Below are 18060 nucleotides of genomic sequence, written 5' to 3' on the forward strand. Positions count from 1 at the left end.
ACTCCTACAACATCTCTAAAAAGCGCTCGGTTACTTGAGGTGCATCTTCTTTATGTTTACAAATGATAAGGATCGTATCATCACCGCAAATGGTCCCCATAATCTCCGTCCAATCTAGATTATCAATGAGTGCCCCAATGGCATTTGCATTTCCGGGCAATGTTTTCATCACGATCATATGATCTGATCGATCAATACTGACAAAGCTGTCCATCAAAGCTCGCTTTAGCTTTTGCAACGGATTAAATCGCTGGTCTGCCGGCAAGCTGTATTTATATCGGCCGTCAAGCATTGGCACTTTTACTAAGTGCAGCTCTTTAATATCTCTTGATACCGTAGCTTGCGTGATAGAATATCCTTCCGCGCGTAATTGTTCAACTAAATCATCTTGAGTTTCAATCTCATGATTTGCAATGATTTCGCGGATCTTAATATGACGTTGTCCTTTGTTCATATTTATCACCTATTTCTATTCCATTTTCTTCATTATCCACAACTTTGGATGATTATACAACCAATAGTCAATTTACTTATCTAAACTCTGTATTTATTCAAAAGAAAAAGAAGGAATATCTCCTTCTTTTTCATCTTTATTGTTCATGAGCCTGAGTCACAACCTCATCAATTCGCATGACTAGATCCGCTATTGGATGTGATTCCTCTTTATCAAGGCTTAGGTGCATAAGAAATTCAATATTCCCTTCTCCGCCTTTTATCGGAGAATAGTCCAATCCCTCAAGTGTATACCCTTCAGCTTGTACAAAGGCTGCCATTTTTTCTAATACTTCCTTATGTACAGAAGAATCTCTGATAATTCCTTTTTTTCCTACCTGCTCCCTGCCTGCTTCAAATTGAGGCTTAACGAGCGCAACAACCTCACCGCCCCGCATAAGGATCGTTTTCAATACAGGAAGAATGATTTTCAAGGAAATAAACGAAACATCGATGGTCGCAAAATGAGGAAGCCCCTCTGTCAGGTCTTCTGGTTTGACATACCTGAAATTCGTACGCTCCATGACAACCACTCGCGCGTCTTGACGGATCTTCCATGCAAGCTGATTATAACCAACATCAAGTGCATAAACTTTTTTCGCACCGTTTTGCAGCGAACAATCTGTAAATCCACCTGTGGAGGCTCCGATATCAAGCACTACTTTATCTGTCAAATCTAACTGAAATACATCAATAGCTTTCTCAAGCTTTAATCCCCCGCGGCTTACGTATGGAATTAACACACCCTTCACTTCAAGGGGAGCATCCGCATCAATTTTCAGACCTGCTTTATCTATTCGTTCTGTGCCGGTAAAAACAAGACCTGCCATAATTGAGCGCTTTGCTTTCTCTCTTGTTTCTAGCAAGCCTCGTTCTACAAGCAATACATCTACACGTTCTTTTTTAGCCATTTCTTACGCCCTTTGTTGCTTTCTAGGGAGCATGGTTGACAGTTGTTCAACGACCCCTGCACTCGTTAAGCCAACTTCTTCAAGCAGCTGACCTACACTTCCATGCTCAATAAATTCATCTGGTATACCCATTCGATTGACTTCTACGTTGTGATAATGGTGATCATGGAAAAATTCCAACACTGCACTGCCAAATCCGCCTTGTACACAAGCCTCTTCTAAGGTTAATACCGGCATGTTTGCTTTAGCCAAATCATGAAGCAGCTCCTCATCTAAAGGCTTTGCTGAATTAGCATTAACAAGCTTCACAGAAATACCTTCTTTTGCGAGTTGTTCTACCGCTTCTTCTGCTACAGGAAGCATCGTACCGAAAGACAGTATACAGGCATCATTGCCATCTCTCACCGTTTCCCACTTGCCAATCGGAAGCACTTTTAGAGTTTCGTCCATTTTAATCCCGTAGCCATTCCCACGAGGATAACGAACCGCAATCGGCCCATCATTATACTGGGTAGCTGTATAAATCATGTGCTGCAATTCGTTTTCATCTTTAGGCATCAAAATTTTCATGTTCGGCAAATGACGTAAATAGGCAATATCAAAGACTCCTTGATGAGTCTCACCATCAGCACCTACTAATCCAGCACGATCGATCGCAAACACAACATTTAAATTTTGACGGCATATATCGTGGACAATTTGATCATATCCGCGCTGCAGGAATGTTGAGTAGACGGCAAACACAGGCTTCATTCCCTGAGTAGCGAGCCCTCCTGCCATTGTTGTCGCATGCTGTTCAGCAATACCTACATCAATCATCCGATCTGGAAATTCCTTCGCAAACACATCGAGCTTTGTTCCACCAGGCATTGCAGCTGTAATTGCCACAATTCTTTTGTCCTCTTTAGCCACTTTTTTCAATGTCTCAGCAAACACACCGCTGTAGCTCGGAGGCCCTGGCTTTTTAACAACTTCACCGGATTCAATTTTGTATGGTCCTAAACCATGCCAAGTACCTTTTTCATCTTTTTCAGCCGGTTCATACCCTTTACCTTTCTTTGTTAGAACATGAATAAGAACTGGTCCTTTTGTCTTCTTTGCATAAGACAAATTCTCCTTTAAGTCATCAAAGTCATGTCCATCAACAGGACCAAGATACGTAAAGCCCATTTCTTCAAAGAAGATCCCTGATACGAGCAAGTATTTTAAGCTGTCTTTGACACGTTCTGCCGTTGTGGCAAGCTTCCCGCCGAATGCTGGTATTTTTTTGATTAGCTGTTCTAACTCTTCTTTAGCTTTTTGGTATTTTCCAGCTGTTCGTAATCTACCGAGAACACTGTGAAGCGCACCTACATTTGGAGCAATTGACATTTCATTATCATTAAGAACAACAATGAGATCTTTTTGCTCATGTCCAATATGATTCAGGGCTTCAAGAGCCATTCCACCAGTAAGGGCACCATCTCCAATAATCGCTACAACGTTTTCATCTGTCCCCTTCAGATCACGCGCAACAGCCATACCCATAGCTGCAGAAAGAGAAGTAGAACTATGACCTGTTTCCCACACATCATGTTCGCTTTCATTACGTTTTGGGAACCCGCATAACCCTTTATACTGTCTAAGCTGATCAAATTGGCCAGCTCTTCCTGTTAAGATTTTGTGTACATAAGCTTGATGTCCCACATCCCAAATAAATTTATCTTTCGGGCTGTCAAATAACTGATGAAGAGCAAGCGTTAATTCAACTACTCCAAGATTGGGTCCTAGGTGACCGCCTGTTACTGAAAGCTTCTCAATAAGAAAGCTCCTAATGTCTTCTGCTAATTCAGCCATCTCATCTTTTGAATAATTTTTTAGTACGCTCGGGTTTTTAAACTCTTCTAGCTTCATGTAGAAACCCTCACTTTCATGTCGATTTGTCTTAGTATCATTTTAACTTTTTCTTCGTTTTTACGTTGTTTTGAAATACTTTTATTTTTAATCTTACCTCTAAAAGGTACAATAATCTACCAACTTGGTAAATGATCGGGGTTGCATAATGGATCGCCAAGGTTTTGCCAATCGCTTTTCCGCCAACAGTTAATGCGGCCACAACACTCGTAAACAGGACTGAAATCCAAAATTGCTGGATCGAGGTTTCGCCGTATCCTAGCTGGATAGAAAGTTGAAGTACAACATAAGCTGAGGCTGTACCACTGATAATACCTGATATATCCCCAATTACATCATTACAAAAATTGGCAAACTTGTCTGCATTGCGGGTAATTAACACCGCATGTTTTGCACCATTTAACCTCTCAGATGCCATTGCATGAAAGGGTTTTTCGTGTGCAGCTGTAGCCGCTACACCGATTGTATCAAAAAACACACCAAAAAAGACAATAATAAAAACGATGATCATGCCAACAGCCCATGTTACTCCACTTAATACAAATGTGGAAATAACTGAAAAAATAGCCGCTAACACTAGTGTGATAACGGCAATTCCCAAACTCCAATGTATCGATTTCAATAGAGGTTTCATATTCGTATCTGTATCACCTTTATACTTAGTTATGTAACGTACATAAAAATTAATGGAGTGGTCATCTAAAGAGTAAACTCTGTAGCTTAGGTCCAGTAGGTTTTCCCAATTCAGTCCCACGCGTCGCCGCAATGGTGGTTTCCCATTATACCAAATTTGACGCTGTCACCAAACGTCAGACTGGATTACCACTTAGTCTACACTGTAATCCTCAATAGATGTCAACTGCAACTCAATTGAACAGTCTAGGAGATTTCCTCAACAGTCCCGAGCCATTCTTTTATCCTCTTTTGCAGAGCAGATTTCATATGGTAAGAACGTCTCATTGTTGGCCGACAATGAGGCGAACACATATCCATAATCCCCTCTAACTCCACTCAAGGCAGGCTACGCTGCAGACAAACTCCCTAGTTTGCCTATGCAGGTTCATACCTTTTGCATAAAACGGCATCTAATACATACCGTTTCTGCAAAAGGCCTCCACAGTAGTAGGGTCATCGCCCACATGCCTTTGTGGATCGCCCTACTACCTTTTCTCCCAGTCAAGACCCAAGGCTGGGCGCCTCAAGCCAAGACAAGGAGCTTCATCGATGTGCCCTTTGGCGGATTTTTAGCCCCGCCTTCAAAAACGGAGGACTGACTAGAATACTGCACCACTCTTCGTATACATAAGTATAACATGTTCTATACAAGAAGCTCAATGGAAAAGAAGTCCGTACGACTCCAATTAATGGTCGCGGCCTGCTACATAATCAGTTAAAGCTAAAAGCAACGTTCGGTCCATCTTCACTGCCTCAAGATGTTCTTTTGCTTTCATTGTATGCACATCAAGCATTTTCTTTGCTCCATCTAGCCCAAGAAGACTAGGATATGTGCTCTTATTATTTCCATCATCGCTTCCAACCGGCTTACCTAGTTTATCTGAGTCTCCTTCAACATCAAGGATGTCATCTTTAATTTGAAAAAGCAGCCCGAGCTCAATAGCAAACATACGCAAATGTTCTAAGTCTTCCTCACTTGCATCAGCTAAAACAGCCCCTGCGATGATTGAATAAGCTAGAAGATCTCCTGTTTTATGGTGATGAATGTCTGCTAACTCCTTAACAGTCAGTGATCGATTTTCACCCTCAATATCAGCCACTTGACCCCCGACCATCCCACAAGGCCCGCTTGCTTTGGCTAATTCCCGCACTAATGTCAAAGCTTTTGCAGGCTCCTCACGTACAGCAGACATACTTGTAATTAATTCAAAACTATATGTAAGAAGAGCATCTCCTGCAAGTATTGCCATTGCCTCTCCATATACTTTGTGGTTTGTCGGCTGGCCTCTTCTTGTATCATCATCATCCATGGCAGGCAAGTCATCATGAATAAGTGAATACGTATGAATCATTTCTATCGCACAAGCCAGATCAAGACCGTCTTCTATTGGTCGATTAAATCCGTCTAATGTAGCAAGCAAAAGGAGGGGGCGAACTCTTTTCCCTCCGGCTTTCAAGGAGTAGGTCATTGCTTGTTTTAACGTGTCTGGAGCTCTGAGGTCTTCGATATATGAAGGGAGTCTGGCATCGATTAATTTCCTATATTCGTTAAAGAAACCCTTTAATTGCTCGTTCACTCTTCCTCCTCCTGAAAATCCGTCGCTTCAAGTTCACCGTCAGCATGAAGGATTTGATCCATCTTCTTTTCTACACTCGTTAATTTCGAGTGACATTCTTTGGAGAGCTGCATTCCTTCTTGAAACATTGAGATAGCCTCTTCAAGAGGTACGTCGCCTTGCTCAAGCTTTTCTACAATCGTTTCTAATTGCTCCATGGCCTCTTCAAAGCTTATTTCGTTCGCTTTTGCCGTCGTATCTGCCGCTTTGGTCATCTTAATCCCTCCATCTCACTTTTTGCTTTATGAATGTTTTGATTGTTTATCTTCTACTTGGCAATAAATTACTCCGTCAGTTACTCTTACTTCAACCTTCTGTCCTGCATCAACTTGCTGGATTGACTTCACCAACTCTTCTTTGCCTTCAGTATAGGCCAAGCTATAGCCTCGCTCCATAATCCTTAATGGACTAAGCAGGTTCAACTCACTTACTACATGGTTAAACCGTTGTTCATGTCTAGAAAGGTGCTGAGTCATTGACTTTTCAAGACGGAGCTTTTTATCTTTCAAACCTGATTGCGCGTCTTTGATCTGGCCTTTAGGATGGAGCCGCTGCAGGGCTTTTTCGATAAGTTGAAATTGTTGTTGCTTATCAGACATATGACGCTTAGATGCCCTTTGCAATCTTTCAAGCTGAGTGTCTAGTTCTTGTTCCTTTTGCCTGATGAGCTGCAGAGGATATCTGAAGGCATAAGAACGCTTAAGACGCTTTAACTGCTCTTGATGTTCTTCTATTTTAAGCTTCATCTGTCTTTTAAGCCGGTTATGGAGAACTTGTCTCGAATGAAGCAATTCTGCTACATCAGGTACTGCAAGCTCCGCTGCACCTGTTGGGGTAGGTGCTCTAAGATCCGCTACAAAATCACTAATCGTAAAATCTGTTTCGTGCCCTACTGCGGATATTACAGGCACAGTAGAAGCAGCAATACAGCGAGCAACTCCCTCATCATTAAAGGCCCATAATTCTTCAATCGATCCACCGCCGCGGCCCACGATTAAAGTGTCAAATTGATTCGCTGCATTTGCCTGGTTTACAGCCCGCACAATAGATGCAGGTGCCTCCTGCCCTTGAACGAGTACAGGAAGCAATGTAATTTGAGCAAGCGGGTAACGGCGCTTCAAAGTAGCAAGCATGTCTTTAATAGCAGCTCCGGTAGGCGACGTGACGATTGCAATCTTTTTTGGGAAACGAGGGATTGGTCTTTTTCTAGACTCATCAAACAAGCCTTCCTCTTGTAAGGTTTCTTTTAGCTTTTCATACGCTAAGAACAAACTCCCTACTCCATCAGGCTGCATCTCTTTTGCATAGAGCTGATATTGACCGTAAGGCTCATATACATTTACTTCGCCACGAATTAAAACCTTCATCCCATTCTCTGGTTTAAAGGCTAAATAACGATTATGTCCAGCAAACATTACCGCTTGTATACGTGAATTCTGATCTTTAATCGTAAAGTACATATGACCACGACTATGTAGTTTAAAATTAGAGATTTCACCACGTATCCATACATCGGTCAAAATGTGGTCATGTTCCATTAAACCTTTAATATACCTGGTCAATTGTGAAACGGATACAATGTCTCCTACGCTCATAAAGTTCTCCTTATGCTCGTTCTTTTGCTGATTGAATCGTATTTTCAAGAAGCATCGTAATTGTCATCGGACCAACACCGCCAGGTACAGGCGTGATATGAGAAGCTACTTCACGCACTTCATCAAAATCAACATCTCCGCATAATTTACCATCTTCTCGGTTCATACCAACATCAACAACTACCGCACCTTCTTTGACATCTGATGCTTTAATCATTTTTGCACGACCTACTGCTACAATAAGAATATCCGCTTGCTTCGTAAAGTTTGCAATGTCATCTGTACGAGAGTGGCAGTATGTAACGGTTGCATCTTCATTTAGCAAGAGTTGTCCAACAGGCTTTCCGACTATATTGCTTCGACCTACGACTACAACGTGCTTTCCTGCCATTTGTATGTCAGCCTCTTTTAACATTTCTACGATTCCAAATGGCGTGCATGGTAAGAATGTCTTATCTTTTGTCATCATTCTTCCAATGTTAACGGGGTGAAAACCATCCACATCTTTTTCTGGAGCAATACGTTCAATCACTGCTCTCTCACTGATTTGTGAAGGCAAGGGCAGCTGGACGAGAATTCCGTCAATATCAGGGTCTTCATTCAGACGATCAATCTCTGCTAATAATACTTCTTCTGTCGTATCTTCAGGCATCGTCGTGAGGACAGAATGAATACCAATTTGTTCACACGCCTTTTGCTTAGATCTTACGTATGTTTTCGATGCTTGATTTTCACCCACTAAAATCACCGCAAGACCTGGCTTAATACCAGCCTCTATAAGTTTTGAAACCTCTTTTTTCATTGTTTCTCTTTTTTTAGCAGCAAGCTCTTTCCCATTTAGTAACGCAGCACTCATGTTTCCCACTCCCCTTACTCATTCATTTAATTATTTTTTTCGATCAAGATTAAGCGTTTCAATAGATTTCGAAAGGACTCCATTAACAAAACGTCCTGCTTCTTCTCCGCCAAAAGCTTTTGCTAACTCAATTGCTTCATTAAATGTAACATTGACCGGAATATCTTCTACTTCCAACATTTCATACATAGCCATACGAATAATGGCGCGATCAACATGCCCCATTCTTGAAATCGTCCAGCCTTCTAAATTAGCTGAAATGGTTTCATCTATCTTTGTTTTTAGTTCAGTTGTTCCCTGAACTAATTGTGTGAAAAACTCACTCTGCTTCTCATTATCTTCCAATACACTTTCAATTGCACTTTCCATCTCTGAACCGGTTAAGTCCATTTGATATAATGCTTGGGCTGCTCGTAGTCGTGCCAGTCTTCGATTCATTCAGTTCTTACCCCTTTACCTTATTAATAAAATAAGTCGTTAATATGTTGATAATAGCATAACACTTTTTGTGAAAACAGAACAATATCGAATTTATTCCTCCCTATCCTTCGTTTTCACAATATTCTTTCCTTTATTTCACCTTTAAATCCAATAGATCATTAAGAAATGAGCAAGAGCGGCCAAGATTTGACTCTTGGCCGCTCTATCCTTCTTACGATAATGCTTCTGTATCAATTACTTCTGTTGTTTCAAATTGAACACCTACTACATGGACGTTGACCGCTTGCAGATCAATCGCAGTCATTGTTTGCAGCGCTTGTTTAATATTGTGCTGGATAAGCTTTGCTACTTCAGGTACTTGAACACCGTATGAAATCACAACAGAGACATCCACAGTGATTCCTTCTTCATCAAGCTCGACCTTTACACCTTTACCGTGATTTTTGCGGCCAAGCTTTTCAGCTACTCCAGCAGCAAAATTACCACGCATTGTTGCAACACCTTCTACCTCAGATGCAGCAATACCCGCGATAACCTCAATCACTTCTGGCGAGATCTCTACTGTACCAAGCTCAGATTTTTGATCTTCTAATTCTAGAATGTGATTTTCATTCATCATACATTCCTCCAAATCCTTTATTTTGTTACTGCTCTAACTCCCATAACATCATGTTCTTCTAGGAATTTCGTATTAAAGTCGCCCGATACGAAGGTTTCATGATTCAGAAGCTTCAAATGGAAAGGAATCGTTGTATCTACTCCTTCAATTTCAAACTCTGCTAATGCGCGCTTCATTCGGTCAATTGCTTCCTGACGTGTCGCACCATAAGTAATGACTTTAGCTACCATTGAATCATAAAACGGTGAAATAACATAACCAGGATATACAGCAGAATCGATACGCACACCTAAACCGCCTGGAGCCAGGTAGTTTGTAATTTTCCCTGGTGAAGGCATAAAGTTTTTAGACGGGTTCTCAGCATTAATACGGCACTCAATTGACCAGCCGTTAAATGTCACTTCTTCTTGAGTGAAAGATAATTTTTCTCCGCTTGCTACTTTAATTTGTTCTTTAATTAAGTCAACCCCTGTTACCATCTCAGTCACAGGATGCTCAACTTGGATACGTGTATTCATTTCCATGAAATAAAATTCGCCCGTATTATGATCAAAGATAAACTCAACAGTTCCCGCACCTGAATAGTTTACTGCTTTTGCAGCTGCTACCGCTGCAGCTCCCATCTCAGCACGCTTTTCAGGAGTAATAGCTGGTGAAGGCGTTTCTTCTAACAGCTTTTGAAGACGGCGTTGAATACTGCAATCACGCTCACCTAAGTGAACGACGTTTCCATGATTATCAGCAAGAACTTGAATTTCTACATGACGGAAATCTTCAATGTACTTTTCTATATATACTCCTGGGTTACCAAATGCTGTTGCAGCTTCTTGCTGAGTAATGTTCATCCCTTTCTTCAGTTCCTCAGGGGTGCGAGCTACACGAATACCTTTCCCGCCACCGCCAGCAGTTGCTTTAATAATAACAGGGAAACCAATTTCCTCAGCTACTTTCATGCCAGCTTCTGCATCTTCCACAATACCATCAGAACCAGGAACAATCGGCACTCCTGCTTGCGCCATCGTTTCACGCGCCACATCTTTTGTTCCCATTTTGTTGATCGCTTGCGGACTTGGTCCAACAAATGTCACTTTACAAGCAGCACAAATTTCAGCGAAGTCTGCATTCTCTGCTAAGAATCCGTAACCAGGATGGATAGCATCCGTTTCTGTTAAGGTTGCAATACTCATGATGTTTGTGAAGTTTAAATAACTTTTGTTAGAAGGTGTCGGTCCAATGCAATATGCTTCATCTGCTAAACGCACATGCAGGGCGTCCTTATCAGCCTCAGAATAAATGGCAACGGTTTCAATACCCATTTCACGGGCAGCTCGAATAATTCGAACTGCAATTTCTCCTCGGTTTGCAATTAACAGTTTTTTTATCATGTTATCCCCACTCCTATAATTTAGCTAGGTTCTACGACAAATAATGGTTGACCATATTCAACAAGTTCACCGTTTTGGGCAAGAACTTCAACAATCTTTCCTTTTACTTCAGCTTCAATTTCATTCATTAACTTCATCGCTTCAACAATACATACAACAGATTCTTCTTCTACCGTGTCGCCTGATTTCACATAAGGGTCAGAGTCAGGTGATGGAGATGAATAAAATGTTCCTACCATTGGTGAAGTAATCGTATGTAAATTTGCATCTGCCGCTTCTGATTTTTCATCTTTTGATGGACTTTCAGCTTTTACAGTTTCAGCTTGTTCTACAGGTTTGGGAGCCTGTGCCTCTTGTTGTGGAGCTGCAGCTGCAACTGGTGCCGGAGCTGCTTGTACTGCTACTGCCTCTGCTGTTTGTTTCTTCAGAATGATTTTTGTTCCTTCTTGCTCGAACTTCATTTCATCAAGACTTGATTGGTCCATTGCACGAATTAATTCTTTAATTTCTTGTACCTTTAACATATATGTACTCTCCTTTTCTTACTTACACCCTCCTCTAGGGGGTGAAGCATGATCTTACTAATATAAAATGTATTATATCATAACTTTGAAGCAACTCTCTGTGAAATTCGACTTAAAGAAAGAATTACGATTGAGATTTGTCTGAATACTATGATTCTAGATAACCAAAAAAAACTCCTTTATTCATAACAGAATAAAAGAGCTTTTCAACTTACTCAGCTGCATCCTCTTGCGCTTGTGTTTCTTCATTTACTAATGCTTCTTTTTTGTATTGACGAAATACAGGGAACTCTGATAAATTCTCAGGAATCTTCCCGTCTTCAAGCAGAATAATTTTCACAATATCTTTATTTCTCGCCATGTGAAATTTATCGCCGTACTCATTCTCTTGAGTGTATTTTTTTAAATTCTGATAATCTTCTTCTTGAATTGAAACTGTATAGGAATGACCATCTTCATTCTCAACATGCTGCTCAAAGCCAATTTCAAATTCAACAATCTGGATATGATCGTTTTTAAGGTTACGTGTTTGTTCAAGTACCGCCTTGGCACCTTCAGTTAGGTCTGTCCATTCCATGGATAAATCGCTCCTCGTATTCAAGTTACATTGTCGTATTATACCATGTCACTCCCTCTAATGCACCTCTTTGTCTAACTCGATTCTTTTTTATCATGGCTTCCCTTTGGGATCACTGGCTTTCATATAAAAAAAGGCATCTGTCCTATATGGACAAACGCCTGACTTTTTTATTCGTGACTTACTACTACACTTTTCCCGTTGCCTAATTGATCAGCAACCATATCCATAATCTCAACCGTTTGTGCCCCTGTTAACTCTTCAGCTTGAACAATGACTTTTACTTCCTGACCTTCTGTCATGACAAGGACATCGTTAAATCCTTTCGTTTTAATTAACGTTTCAAGCATTGATTCTTGCTGTGATAGTGCCAGAAGCTCCATGCTTTTTTCATGTGCTTCTACAACTTTTTCTGCTGCCACGTCACCTGCTGCTTGAATTTTTGTGTACTCTTCTGCCATTCGATCACGGCTTTCTTGCAGTTCTACTCGCATTGTAGCAAAAAGCTCACTTCCACTCATAGCATTAACTTCTGTATTCGCTACTTCTTCACCAGTCTCCGCATCAACAGCTTCAAATTCCTCTTCTACATTAACGACCATGTCCTCTGAATCTTCCATACCCTCTTCTGCTGCTTCCATTTCTTGATTCTCAACAAAAGCAATATCTTCTGATGCAGGACCTGGAGTCATTAAGTAATAAGCAGATAACACCACTATCAAGCTAAGCATTGTTAATAACCAAACTGTTTGTTTTTTAAGGACCATTTTTATTCCTCCTCCATTTTCTTAGGCATTACTGAAATACGATGTGACGGGACATCTAGAACTCTGCTGACAGCTTCAATCACCCATAATTTCACTTGAGCATTTTCAACCCCCTCAGCAACGACCAGTACCCCGCGAATGCTAGGTTTTTCTTTTGAAACTAGAACCGGCTCTTCTCTATCCCCGCTTCTGACAATAACGAGCTGTTCATCTCTAGTCGTATCATCTACTTTTCTAGTTCCTCCCTCACGATCCGTTTCATCCGTATGCTGCTCTCTTGCATTGATGTTTTTTTCGTAAACGTTCCTCTCAGATTCAGCGAGATTAATCATGACAGAAACATCACTTAACCCAACAATTTGCTCTAGCGTGTCACGTAATTGATTCTCATAACGCATCTCGTAATCTTCCATCGAATAAGGTTCTGGCGATGCATTTCGTCCAAATACTTCAGCATCCTCCTCACTTTCCTTATCATTGAAGACAGGCAAGGATTGTTCTTCATTCATTGGTTGGTTAGTCAGAAGGTTTCCAGCAATCATCAGCGCAATCCCTAAGCATCCTATTAACGCAATATAGTGCAGCGGGAGTTTTCGTTTTTTCTGACTGCCGTCTGGCTTTTTCAATAAATGACTTAACCATTGGCGTCCCTTCTGTTCGTCTTGACTCATTCTATTTATTCCCCTCCTTCCCACGCTAGCGAAATCATTTCTTCTGGAACTTCCCAATTAGTAGAAAGAAGTCTCCGTACACTTGTGAGATCCCTTGTCTCTTGTTTCATCTCTTGTGGAACTTGTTTTGACGTATCAATCTTTACAACACTAACCGGAGCTACTGCAGCATCACTCTCTGTCAGGCCTTCATGATTATCTTTAAGATAAACAATGACGGCCTCAATATCCTCAGCAGTTGGTGTCTGATTGACCGACTCTCTTATTTTCACTTCCACTTGTGAAATGACCACTTCATACTGATCTCTCAACTCATCTTTGACTTCTTCTTCTAATTGGACAGCCATCTGTTCTGAAATATATGCACGAAGGCCGAGCTCTATATCACTTTTTTGTAAATTTATTTCTTGTTCTATGGAACTTTCCAGCTGATTAGATTGTTGAGTGATCGATACCAGCCACTGATCAACATCTTTTGTAATTAATGAAAGGATTGGCTGCAGGATCATCACAAGTAAAAGAAGGCCGACTACCATCTTCACATATTTTTGCAGGACAGAATTTGGAATCATCAACTCAAGAATGGTAGCTAATAAAATGAGGAGGATGATATTTGTGATCCAATCTGTTAGAAAACCCACTTTATCTCCCCCTTACTACCTGACCATAAAGGATAAGTTCCCAGCAGCTACCATGATTGTAATAGCGAGAAAAAACATTAAACAAACAATCGCTAGTGCGGCAAAAACATAAATGACTGCTTTTCCAATAATCGATAAACATTCAATAATCGGTCCCCCGCCTAATGGCTGTAATATCGCAGCTGAAAGATTAAAAATGATGGCGATAGAAAGGATTTTAATTGCTGGAAAGGCACACAGCATCAATAATATAACAAGCCCCGCGATCCCTACTGTGTTTTTTAATAGGAGTGAAGCACTCATCACTGTATCTGCTGCATCTGTAAACATCCTTCCGATAACCGGCACAAAATTACCGGCAATAAACTTAGCTGTTCGTACCGTAATTCCATCAGCTACAGCCGTTGAAGCTCCTTGTACCGAAATGACTCCGAGAAAGACTGTTAGAAAAATTCCAAGTGCCCCAACTGCAATGGTTCGCAAGAAATTTGCAAGCTTCGTTACTTTATAATGATCTGTAAGCGTACTGACGATAGCCAGGACGGCTGATAAAAATAATAATGGCAGCACGATATATTGAATTAAAAGTCCACTGGTATGGACAAGAAAGATAATCAGCGGGTGAAATAAGGCAGCTGATGTAATCGAACCGACAGCCGCCATAATGGCCAAGAGTAATGGGAGCAGGGCGATCATAAAATGGATCACATTGTTAATCGCATCTTGTGCATAAGAGATCGCCACATGGAAACTATTTAATGCAATGATCATCAGCACCATATAAGTAATCGCATAGGCAACTTTTGAAATCGTATGCTGTTCAAATGCATTCTGAAGAGATTGCAAGATCATACAAAACACCGTAAGCAGAATCAGTGTGCCTAGCAGTTTTCCATTTACAATCAATTCATGCATCAAATACCTGACAAACCCGATTCCCCACTCTTTAAAAGAGAACTGCTTGTCTCCTTTAATAAACTCTAGAAAACTACCCTTTTGACTTTCTGGTAAAAATCCTCCGTATTCAGTTGAGATCTCCTCCCAATAAGCATGGATCTCATCGAGCTGTAAGTTCTCTAGCTGCCTTTCAACAAAGGTTTCTTCTTGGCCCGGTTCAATTACTCCGGATTCAGCACTGACAGGGGCAGTCAGTCCATATAAGAGGGTGAGAAAAAGGAAAATGATTATGACTCGCTTCAATCCTCACCCCTCCCTTCATTATTTTTCATTTGTTATCCTGATTTTATGAGGTTGGCAGTAAAGCAAGCACCATTTCTATAACAGCGGTTAAAATAGGAATCGCCATCACTAAGATTAAAATCTTTCCAGCAAGTTCAATCTTTGTAGCAATTGCAGCTTGTCCGGCATCCTTAGCAATTTGTGCTCCAAATTCAGCGATATAAGCAATGCCGATTATTTTTAAAATGGTCTGCAAATACACCATATTAATATTTGCATTTCGTGCTATGGACTCTAGCATTTCAATAATTTTTGTAATCTCATCAACTAAAAAGATAAATATAATAACGCCTACAAATACCGTTAATAAGAAGGCAAACATCGGTTTTTGTTCTTTCACTACAAGGGCAAGGAAGGTTGCGATCAGTCCTAGACCCACTATTTGTATAATGTCAATCGCAACGCACCCCCCTTAACCTTGAAACAAAAAAACAGTCCTGATTTTTTGAAATAAATCATCTACAATTGTCGCTACCATATATAAAACGACGACAAACCCTATTAATGTAACCCAGTGAGCCCAGTCCTCCTTTCCCATTTGTTTTAATACCGTATGAATCATAGCGACCACAATACCTATGCCAGCGATTTGAAAAATCGTGTTCACATCATACACGATGTTCTCCTCCTCCTATAACGCTACTTCTACATCAGTAAAATAACGATTAATAATCCAGTTAAAAATCCTAAGCTTTTCACCATCCGTTCATAACGATGTTGACGATCTCTTGCTTCGCCTTCCTCTCTTTCTAGGTGGGCGAGTGTCATTTTTATTTGTTTCTCCTGCTGGCTGCGGTCATGCTGGCCTAGCGTTTGACCAAATTGTTTCAATATCTCCTTCTCGCTTTCTAAAAGTGAGGTAAGGGACCACATTTCAGCTATACTCTCATCCCAAGCAGCATAAGCAGGCAGCTCTGTATGACGCAGCTTGTATGAAAAATACTCGAATAAATAAGAGATGGGCTTTGGTGTTTGTTTAGCTAAATTGTGTGAAGCCTCTGCAAGCGGTGTTAAACCGAATAAAATTTCTGCTTCTAATGCTTGAATAGCTACCTTTAACGTCCTGAGCTGTCTTGGCCGCTCATTTAATCTTCTAGCAAGCTCAAACCCAACCGCTGTTGTCACAAGAATAATAAGCAGCGCTCCAAATAATTTCATTGCTCTCTCACCACAGTCGCCCTAGATGACGACATTTTTTCTCTTTTATTAAATGTATGGATCTTTTTAACCACACCCGGCCTTGTCGTTCTCGTTAGTTCAATAGCTAAATCAAAGGCACCAAATTGCATTAATTCTTTTAATGCCGGCCTCTTTAGTACATCATCGATTGTGTGACCGTGAGCTGTCGTTATCACCCCAACCCCTGCATGGACAGCCTCTTGAACAGCGAGCACATCTTCCACTCGTCCAATTTCATCAACAATCAACACATCAGGGCTCATAGAGCGGATCATCATCATCATCCCTTCCGCTTTAGGACATCCATCTAGTACATCGATGCGTGGTCCTAGTTGATGCTGCGGAACGCCTCGCATACTAGCACAAATTTCAGAACGTTCATCGATGATCCCGACTTTCAACGGGGCAATTCCTCTCTTTTCATCACCCTCACTAATCAGCCTGGCTACATCTCGCAATATAGTCGTTTTACCGGTTTGCGGAGGACCGATGAAAAGGGTGTTCAGCCATCTGTTTTCAAATAAATAATGTATGAGCCGATCGGCCATACCAATGGACTGCCTGGCAATTCGGATGTTAAAGGAGCTTACATCCCGAATCGTTTTCACTTCTCCCCTCTCTAAGATGACTTTTCCTGCAAGCCCAACACGATGTCCGCCATGAATCGTTATAAATCCTTTTTTCAACTCTTCTTCAAATGCATAAAGGGAGTGCTGGCTTAATTGACTTAATAAGAGCTGTCCTTCTTTTGGCTGGACAATATACATAGAACCATCATCATTTGTGGGATAAAAAGGTTTTCCGCGGGCGACCACTTCAAGAGGGCGGGCAATCCGGATGCGAATCTCTTCGACATCATTTATTATGGCTGCAGGTATTTGCCGAAGTACTACTCTTATCGACTCAGGTACTACAGCTAAAATGTCATCTAACACAGCAATCCCTCCTACCTTTTTATCCCGATTAAAATAAGGACAACACCTGCCCCGATGAATAGAAATTTACTTAGTGACAATCGATCTGACAACCCTGTTAAGCCGATTAAAATGGATGTAATAAAAATAGTTGGACCGACAATGGCTAACATGGCATTGACAGCGACCGCTTTTTCTACACTATTCAGCTTCAACATGAGACCAGCAGCACTTATTTCAATTAATCCAGAAAGCAATCGCAAGCCTGCCATTGCAAGCAGGGCTGCTTCTATCGATAAGAACCATGTCTTCAACACCTTCACCTCTTGACTTTCACACTTTGTACAACCTATGTCATTTTTTCTTGATTAAGAACAAAAAAAAGACGAGCACACTTATAAAAGTGTACTCGTCTAAAGGGTTTGATTTAGGCTCTTGAAACGTAAGCTGAGTTACGTGTATCAATAAGCAGCACATCACCTTGGTTAATAAAGAAAGGAACCTGAACAGTTAAGCCTGTTTCAAGCGTAGCTGGCTTTGTACCGCCAGAAGCTGTATCTCCTTTAATACCTGGTTCTGTTTCCGTTACTTCAAGCTCAACAGTATTTGGTACTTCCACACCAAGTGTTTCGCCTTGGTACGTCATAATTTGAACTTCCATATTTTCTTTTAAGAATTGTAATTCATGCTCAATTTGGTTTGTAGGCAGCTCAATCTGCTCAAACGACTGATTATCCATGAAATTATGCATATCTCCACTTGCATATAAATATTGCATGCGACGATTTTCAATATGAGCTTTTGATACTTTTTCACCGGCACGGAATGTTTTTTCCTGAACAGCGCCAGTACGTAAATTTCGCAATTTAGAACGTACAAAAGCTGCACCCTTACCTGGCTTTACATGTTGGAAATCCATTACTTGCCAGATCCCATTATCAACTTCAATAGTTAATCCTGTTTTAAAATCGTTTACTGAAATCATTTTATCTTCCTCCATCTTTCCACCTTTTGGCTGGTGGTCAATCACAATATTTACTATACCATAGGCTGTGTAAAGTTTCC

At 40.9% G+C, this 18060-nt stretch carries 23 protein-coding genes; all 23 read right to left on the bottom strand.

The window, feature by feature from the left end:
- Positions 1-4: 4 nt before the first annotated feature.
- Positions 5-454: a transcriptional regulator AhrC/ArgR gene (gene ahrC / locus PQ478_RS15160; protein WP_012959643.1), complete on the bottom strand. Its 450-nt coding sequence runs from the start codon at positions 452-454 to the stop codon at positions 5-7.
- A gap of 136 nt (positions 455-590) precedes the next feature.
- A complete protein-coding gene (locus PQ478_RS15165) occupies positions 591-1403 on the bottom strand; it encodes a TlyA family RNA methyltransferase (protein ID WP_289234764.1) in 813 nt (270 codons plus the stop codon).
- Between the two features lie 3 nt (positions 1404-1406).
- Positions 1407-3296 (bottom strand): 1-deoxy-D-xylulose-5-phosphate synthase, encoded by a 1890-nt coding sequence (gene dxs / locus PQ478_RS15170; RefSeq protein WP_289234765.1) that lies wholly within the window; start codon positions 3294-3296, stop codon positions 1407-1409.
- A 37-nt stretch (positions 3297-3333) separates the two neighbouring features.
- Positions 3334-3930: a hypothetical protein gene (locus PQ478_RS15175; RefSeq protein ID WP_012959646.1), complete on the bottom strand. Its 597-nt coding sequence runs from the start codon at positions 3928-3930 to the stop codon at positions 3334-3336.
- Between the two features lie 727 nt (positions 3931-4657).
- Positions 4658-5548, bottom strand: a complete 891-nt coding sequence (locus tag PQ478_RS15180) for a polyprenyl synthetase family protein (protein WP_289234766.1) — start codon at positions 5546-5548, stop codon at positions 4658-4660.
- The gene (gene xseB, locus PQ478_RS15185) at positions 5545-5802 is read right to left on the bottom strand and encodes an exodeoxyribonuclease VII small subunit (RefSeq protein ID WP_012959649.1); all 258 of its coding nucleotides are present in this window, start codon (positions 5800-5802) and stop codon (positions 5545-5547) included. The genes PQ478_RS15180 and xseB overlap by 4 nt, the downstream gene beginning before the upstream one ends.
- A gap of 27 nt (positions 5803-5829) precedes the next feature.
- Positions 5830-7182, bottom strand: a complete 1353-nt coding sequence (gene xseA / locus PQ478_RS15190; RefSeq protein ID WP_289234767.1) for an exodeoxyribonuclease VII large subunit — start codon at positions 7180-7182, stop codon at positions 5830-5832.
- Between the two features lie 10 nt (positions 7183-7192).
- Positions 7193-8038, bottom strand: coding sequence for a bifunctional methylenetetrahydrofolate dehydrogenase/methenyltetrahydrofolate cyclohydrolase FolD (folD, locus tag PQ478_RS15195; RefSeq protein ID WP_289234768.1), 846 nt, complete (start codon positions 8036-8038; stop codon positions 7193-7195).
- A gap of 30 nt (positions 8039-8068) precedes the next feature.
- Positions 8069-8476: a transcription antitermination factor NusB gene (gene nusB / locus PQ478_RS15200; RefSeq protein ID WP_012959652.1), complete on the bottom strand. Its 408-nt coding sequence runs from the start codon at positions 8474-8476 to the stop codon at positions 8069-8071.
- A 214-nt stretch (positions 8477-8690) separates the two neighbouring features.
- Positions 8691-9095 (bottom strand): Asp23/Gls24 family envelope stress response protein, encoded by a 405-nt coding sequence (locus PQ478_RS15205; RefSeq protein WP_022628392.1) that lies wholly within the window; start codon positions 9093-9095, stop codon positions 8691-8693.
- Positions 9096-9115: 20 nt separating this feature from the next.
- Positions 9116-10483, bottom strand: a complete 1368-nt coding sequence (accC, locus tag PQ478_RS15210) for an acetyl-CoA carboxylase biotin carboxylase subunit (RefSeq protein ID WP_012959654.1) — start codon at positions 10481-10483, stop codon at positions 9116-9118.
- A 20-nt stretch (positions 10484-10503) separates the two neighbouring features.
- On the bottom strand, positions 10504-11007 hold the full coding sequence (gene accB, locus PQ478_RS15215) for an acetyl-CoA carboxylase biotin carboxyl carrier protein (RefSeq protein ID WP_289234769.1): 504 nt from the start codon (positions 11005-11007) through the stop codon (positions 10504-10506).
- Positions 11008-11218: 211 nt separating this feature from the next.
- Complete coding sequence (locus tag PQ478_RS15220) at positions 11219-11584, bottom strand: hypothetical protein (protein ID WP_012959656.1); 366 nt, start codon at positions 11582-11584, stop codon at positions 11219-11221.
- Between the two features lie 170 nt (positions 11585-11754).
- Positions 11755-12351 (bottom strand): SpoIIIAH-like family protein, encoded by a 597-nt coding sequence (locus PQ478_RS15225; protein WP_289234770.1) that lies wholly within the window; start codon positions 12349-12351, stop codon positions 11755-11757.
- Between the two features lie 2 nt (positions 12352-12353).
- Positions 12354-13022 (bottom strand): stage III sporulation protein AG, encoded by a 669-nt coding sequence (gene spoIIIAG, locus PQ478_RS15230; protein WP_022628395.1) that lies wholly within the window; start codon positions 13020-13022, stop codon positions 12354-12356.
- 5 nt (positions 13023-13027) lie between these two features.
- Positions 13028-13663: a stage III sporulation protein AF gene (gene spoIIIAF, locus PQ478_RS15235; RefSeq protein WP_289234771.1), complete on the bottom strand. Its 636-nt coding sequence runs from the start codon at positions 13661-13663 to the stop codon at positions 13028-13030.
- A 15-nt stretch (positions 13664-13678) separates the two neighbouring features.
- A complete protein-coding gene (spoIIIAE, locus tag PQ478_RS15240) occupies positions 13679-14863 on the bottom strand; it encodes a stage III sporulation protein AE (protein WP_289234772.1) in 1185 nt (394 codons plus the stop codon).
- Positions 14864-14906: 43 nt separating this feature from the next.
- Complete coding sequence (gene spoIIIAD, locus PQ478_RS15245) at positions 14907-15299, bottom strand: stage III sporulation protein AD (RefSeq protein WP_075681015.1); 393 nt, start codon at positions 15297-15299, stop codon at positions 14907-14909.
- 15 nt (positions 15300-15314) lie between these two features.
- Entirely contained in the window at positions 15315-15521 is a 207-nt protein-coding gene (spoIIIAC, locus tag PQ478_RS15250; RefSeq protein ID WP_031311554.1) for a stage III sporulation protein AC, read from the bottom strand.
- A 26-nt stretch (positions 15522-15547) separates the two neighbouring features.
- Positions 15548-16060, bottom strand: a complete 513-nt coding sequence (gene spoIIIAB / locus PQ478_RS15255; protein ID WP_012959663.1) for a stage III sporulation protein SpoIIIAB — start codon at positions 16058-16060, stop codon at positions 15548-15550.
- The gene (spoIIIAA, locus tag PQ478_RS15260; RefSeq protein WP_289234773.1) at positions 16057-17016 is read right to left on the bottom strand and encodes a stage III sporulation protein AA; all 960 of its coding nucleotides are present in this window, start codon (positions 17014-17016) and stop codon (positions 16057-16059) included. Before spoIIIAA ends, spoIIIAB begins: the two co-directional genes overlap by 4 nt.
- A gap of 11 nt (positions 17017-17027) precedes the next feature.
- Positions 17028-17309 (bottom strand): YqhV family protein, encoded by a 282-nt coding sequence (locus tag PQ478_RS15265; protein WP_012959665.1) that lies wholly within the window; start codon positions 17307-17309, stop codon positions 17028-17030.
- A 113-nt stretch (positions 17310-17422) separates the two neighbouring features.
- Positions 17423-17980: an elongation factor P gene (gene efp / locus PQ478_RS15270; RefSeq protein WP_012959666.1), complete on the bottom strand. Its 558-nt coding sequence runs from the start codon at positions 17978-17980 to the stop codon at positions 17423-17425.
- Positions 17981-18060 lie beyond the last annotated feature (80 nt).

It is taken from the genome of Alkalihalophilus pseudofirmus, assembly GCF_029094545.1.
Classification (GTDB): Bacteria; Bacillota; Bacilli; order Bacillales; family Bacillaceae_D; genus Alkalihalophilus; species Alkalihalophilus pseudofirmus.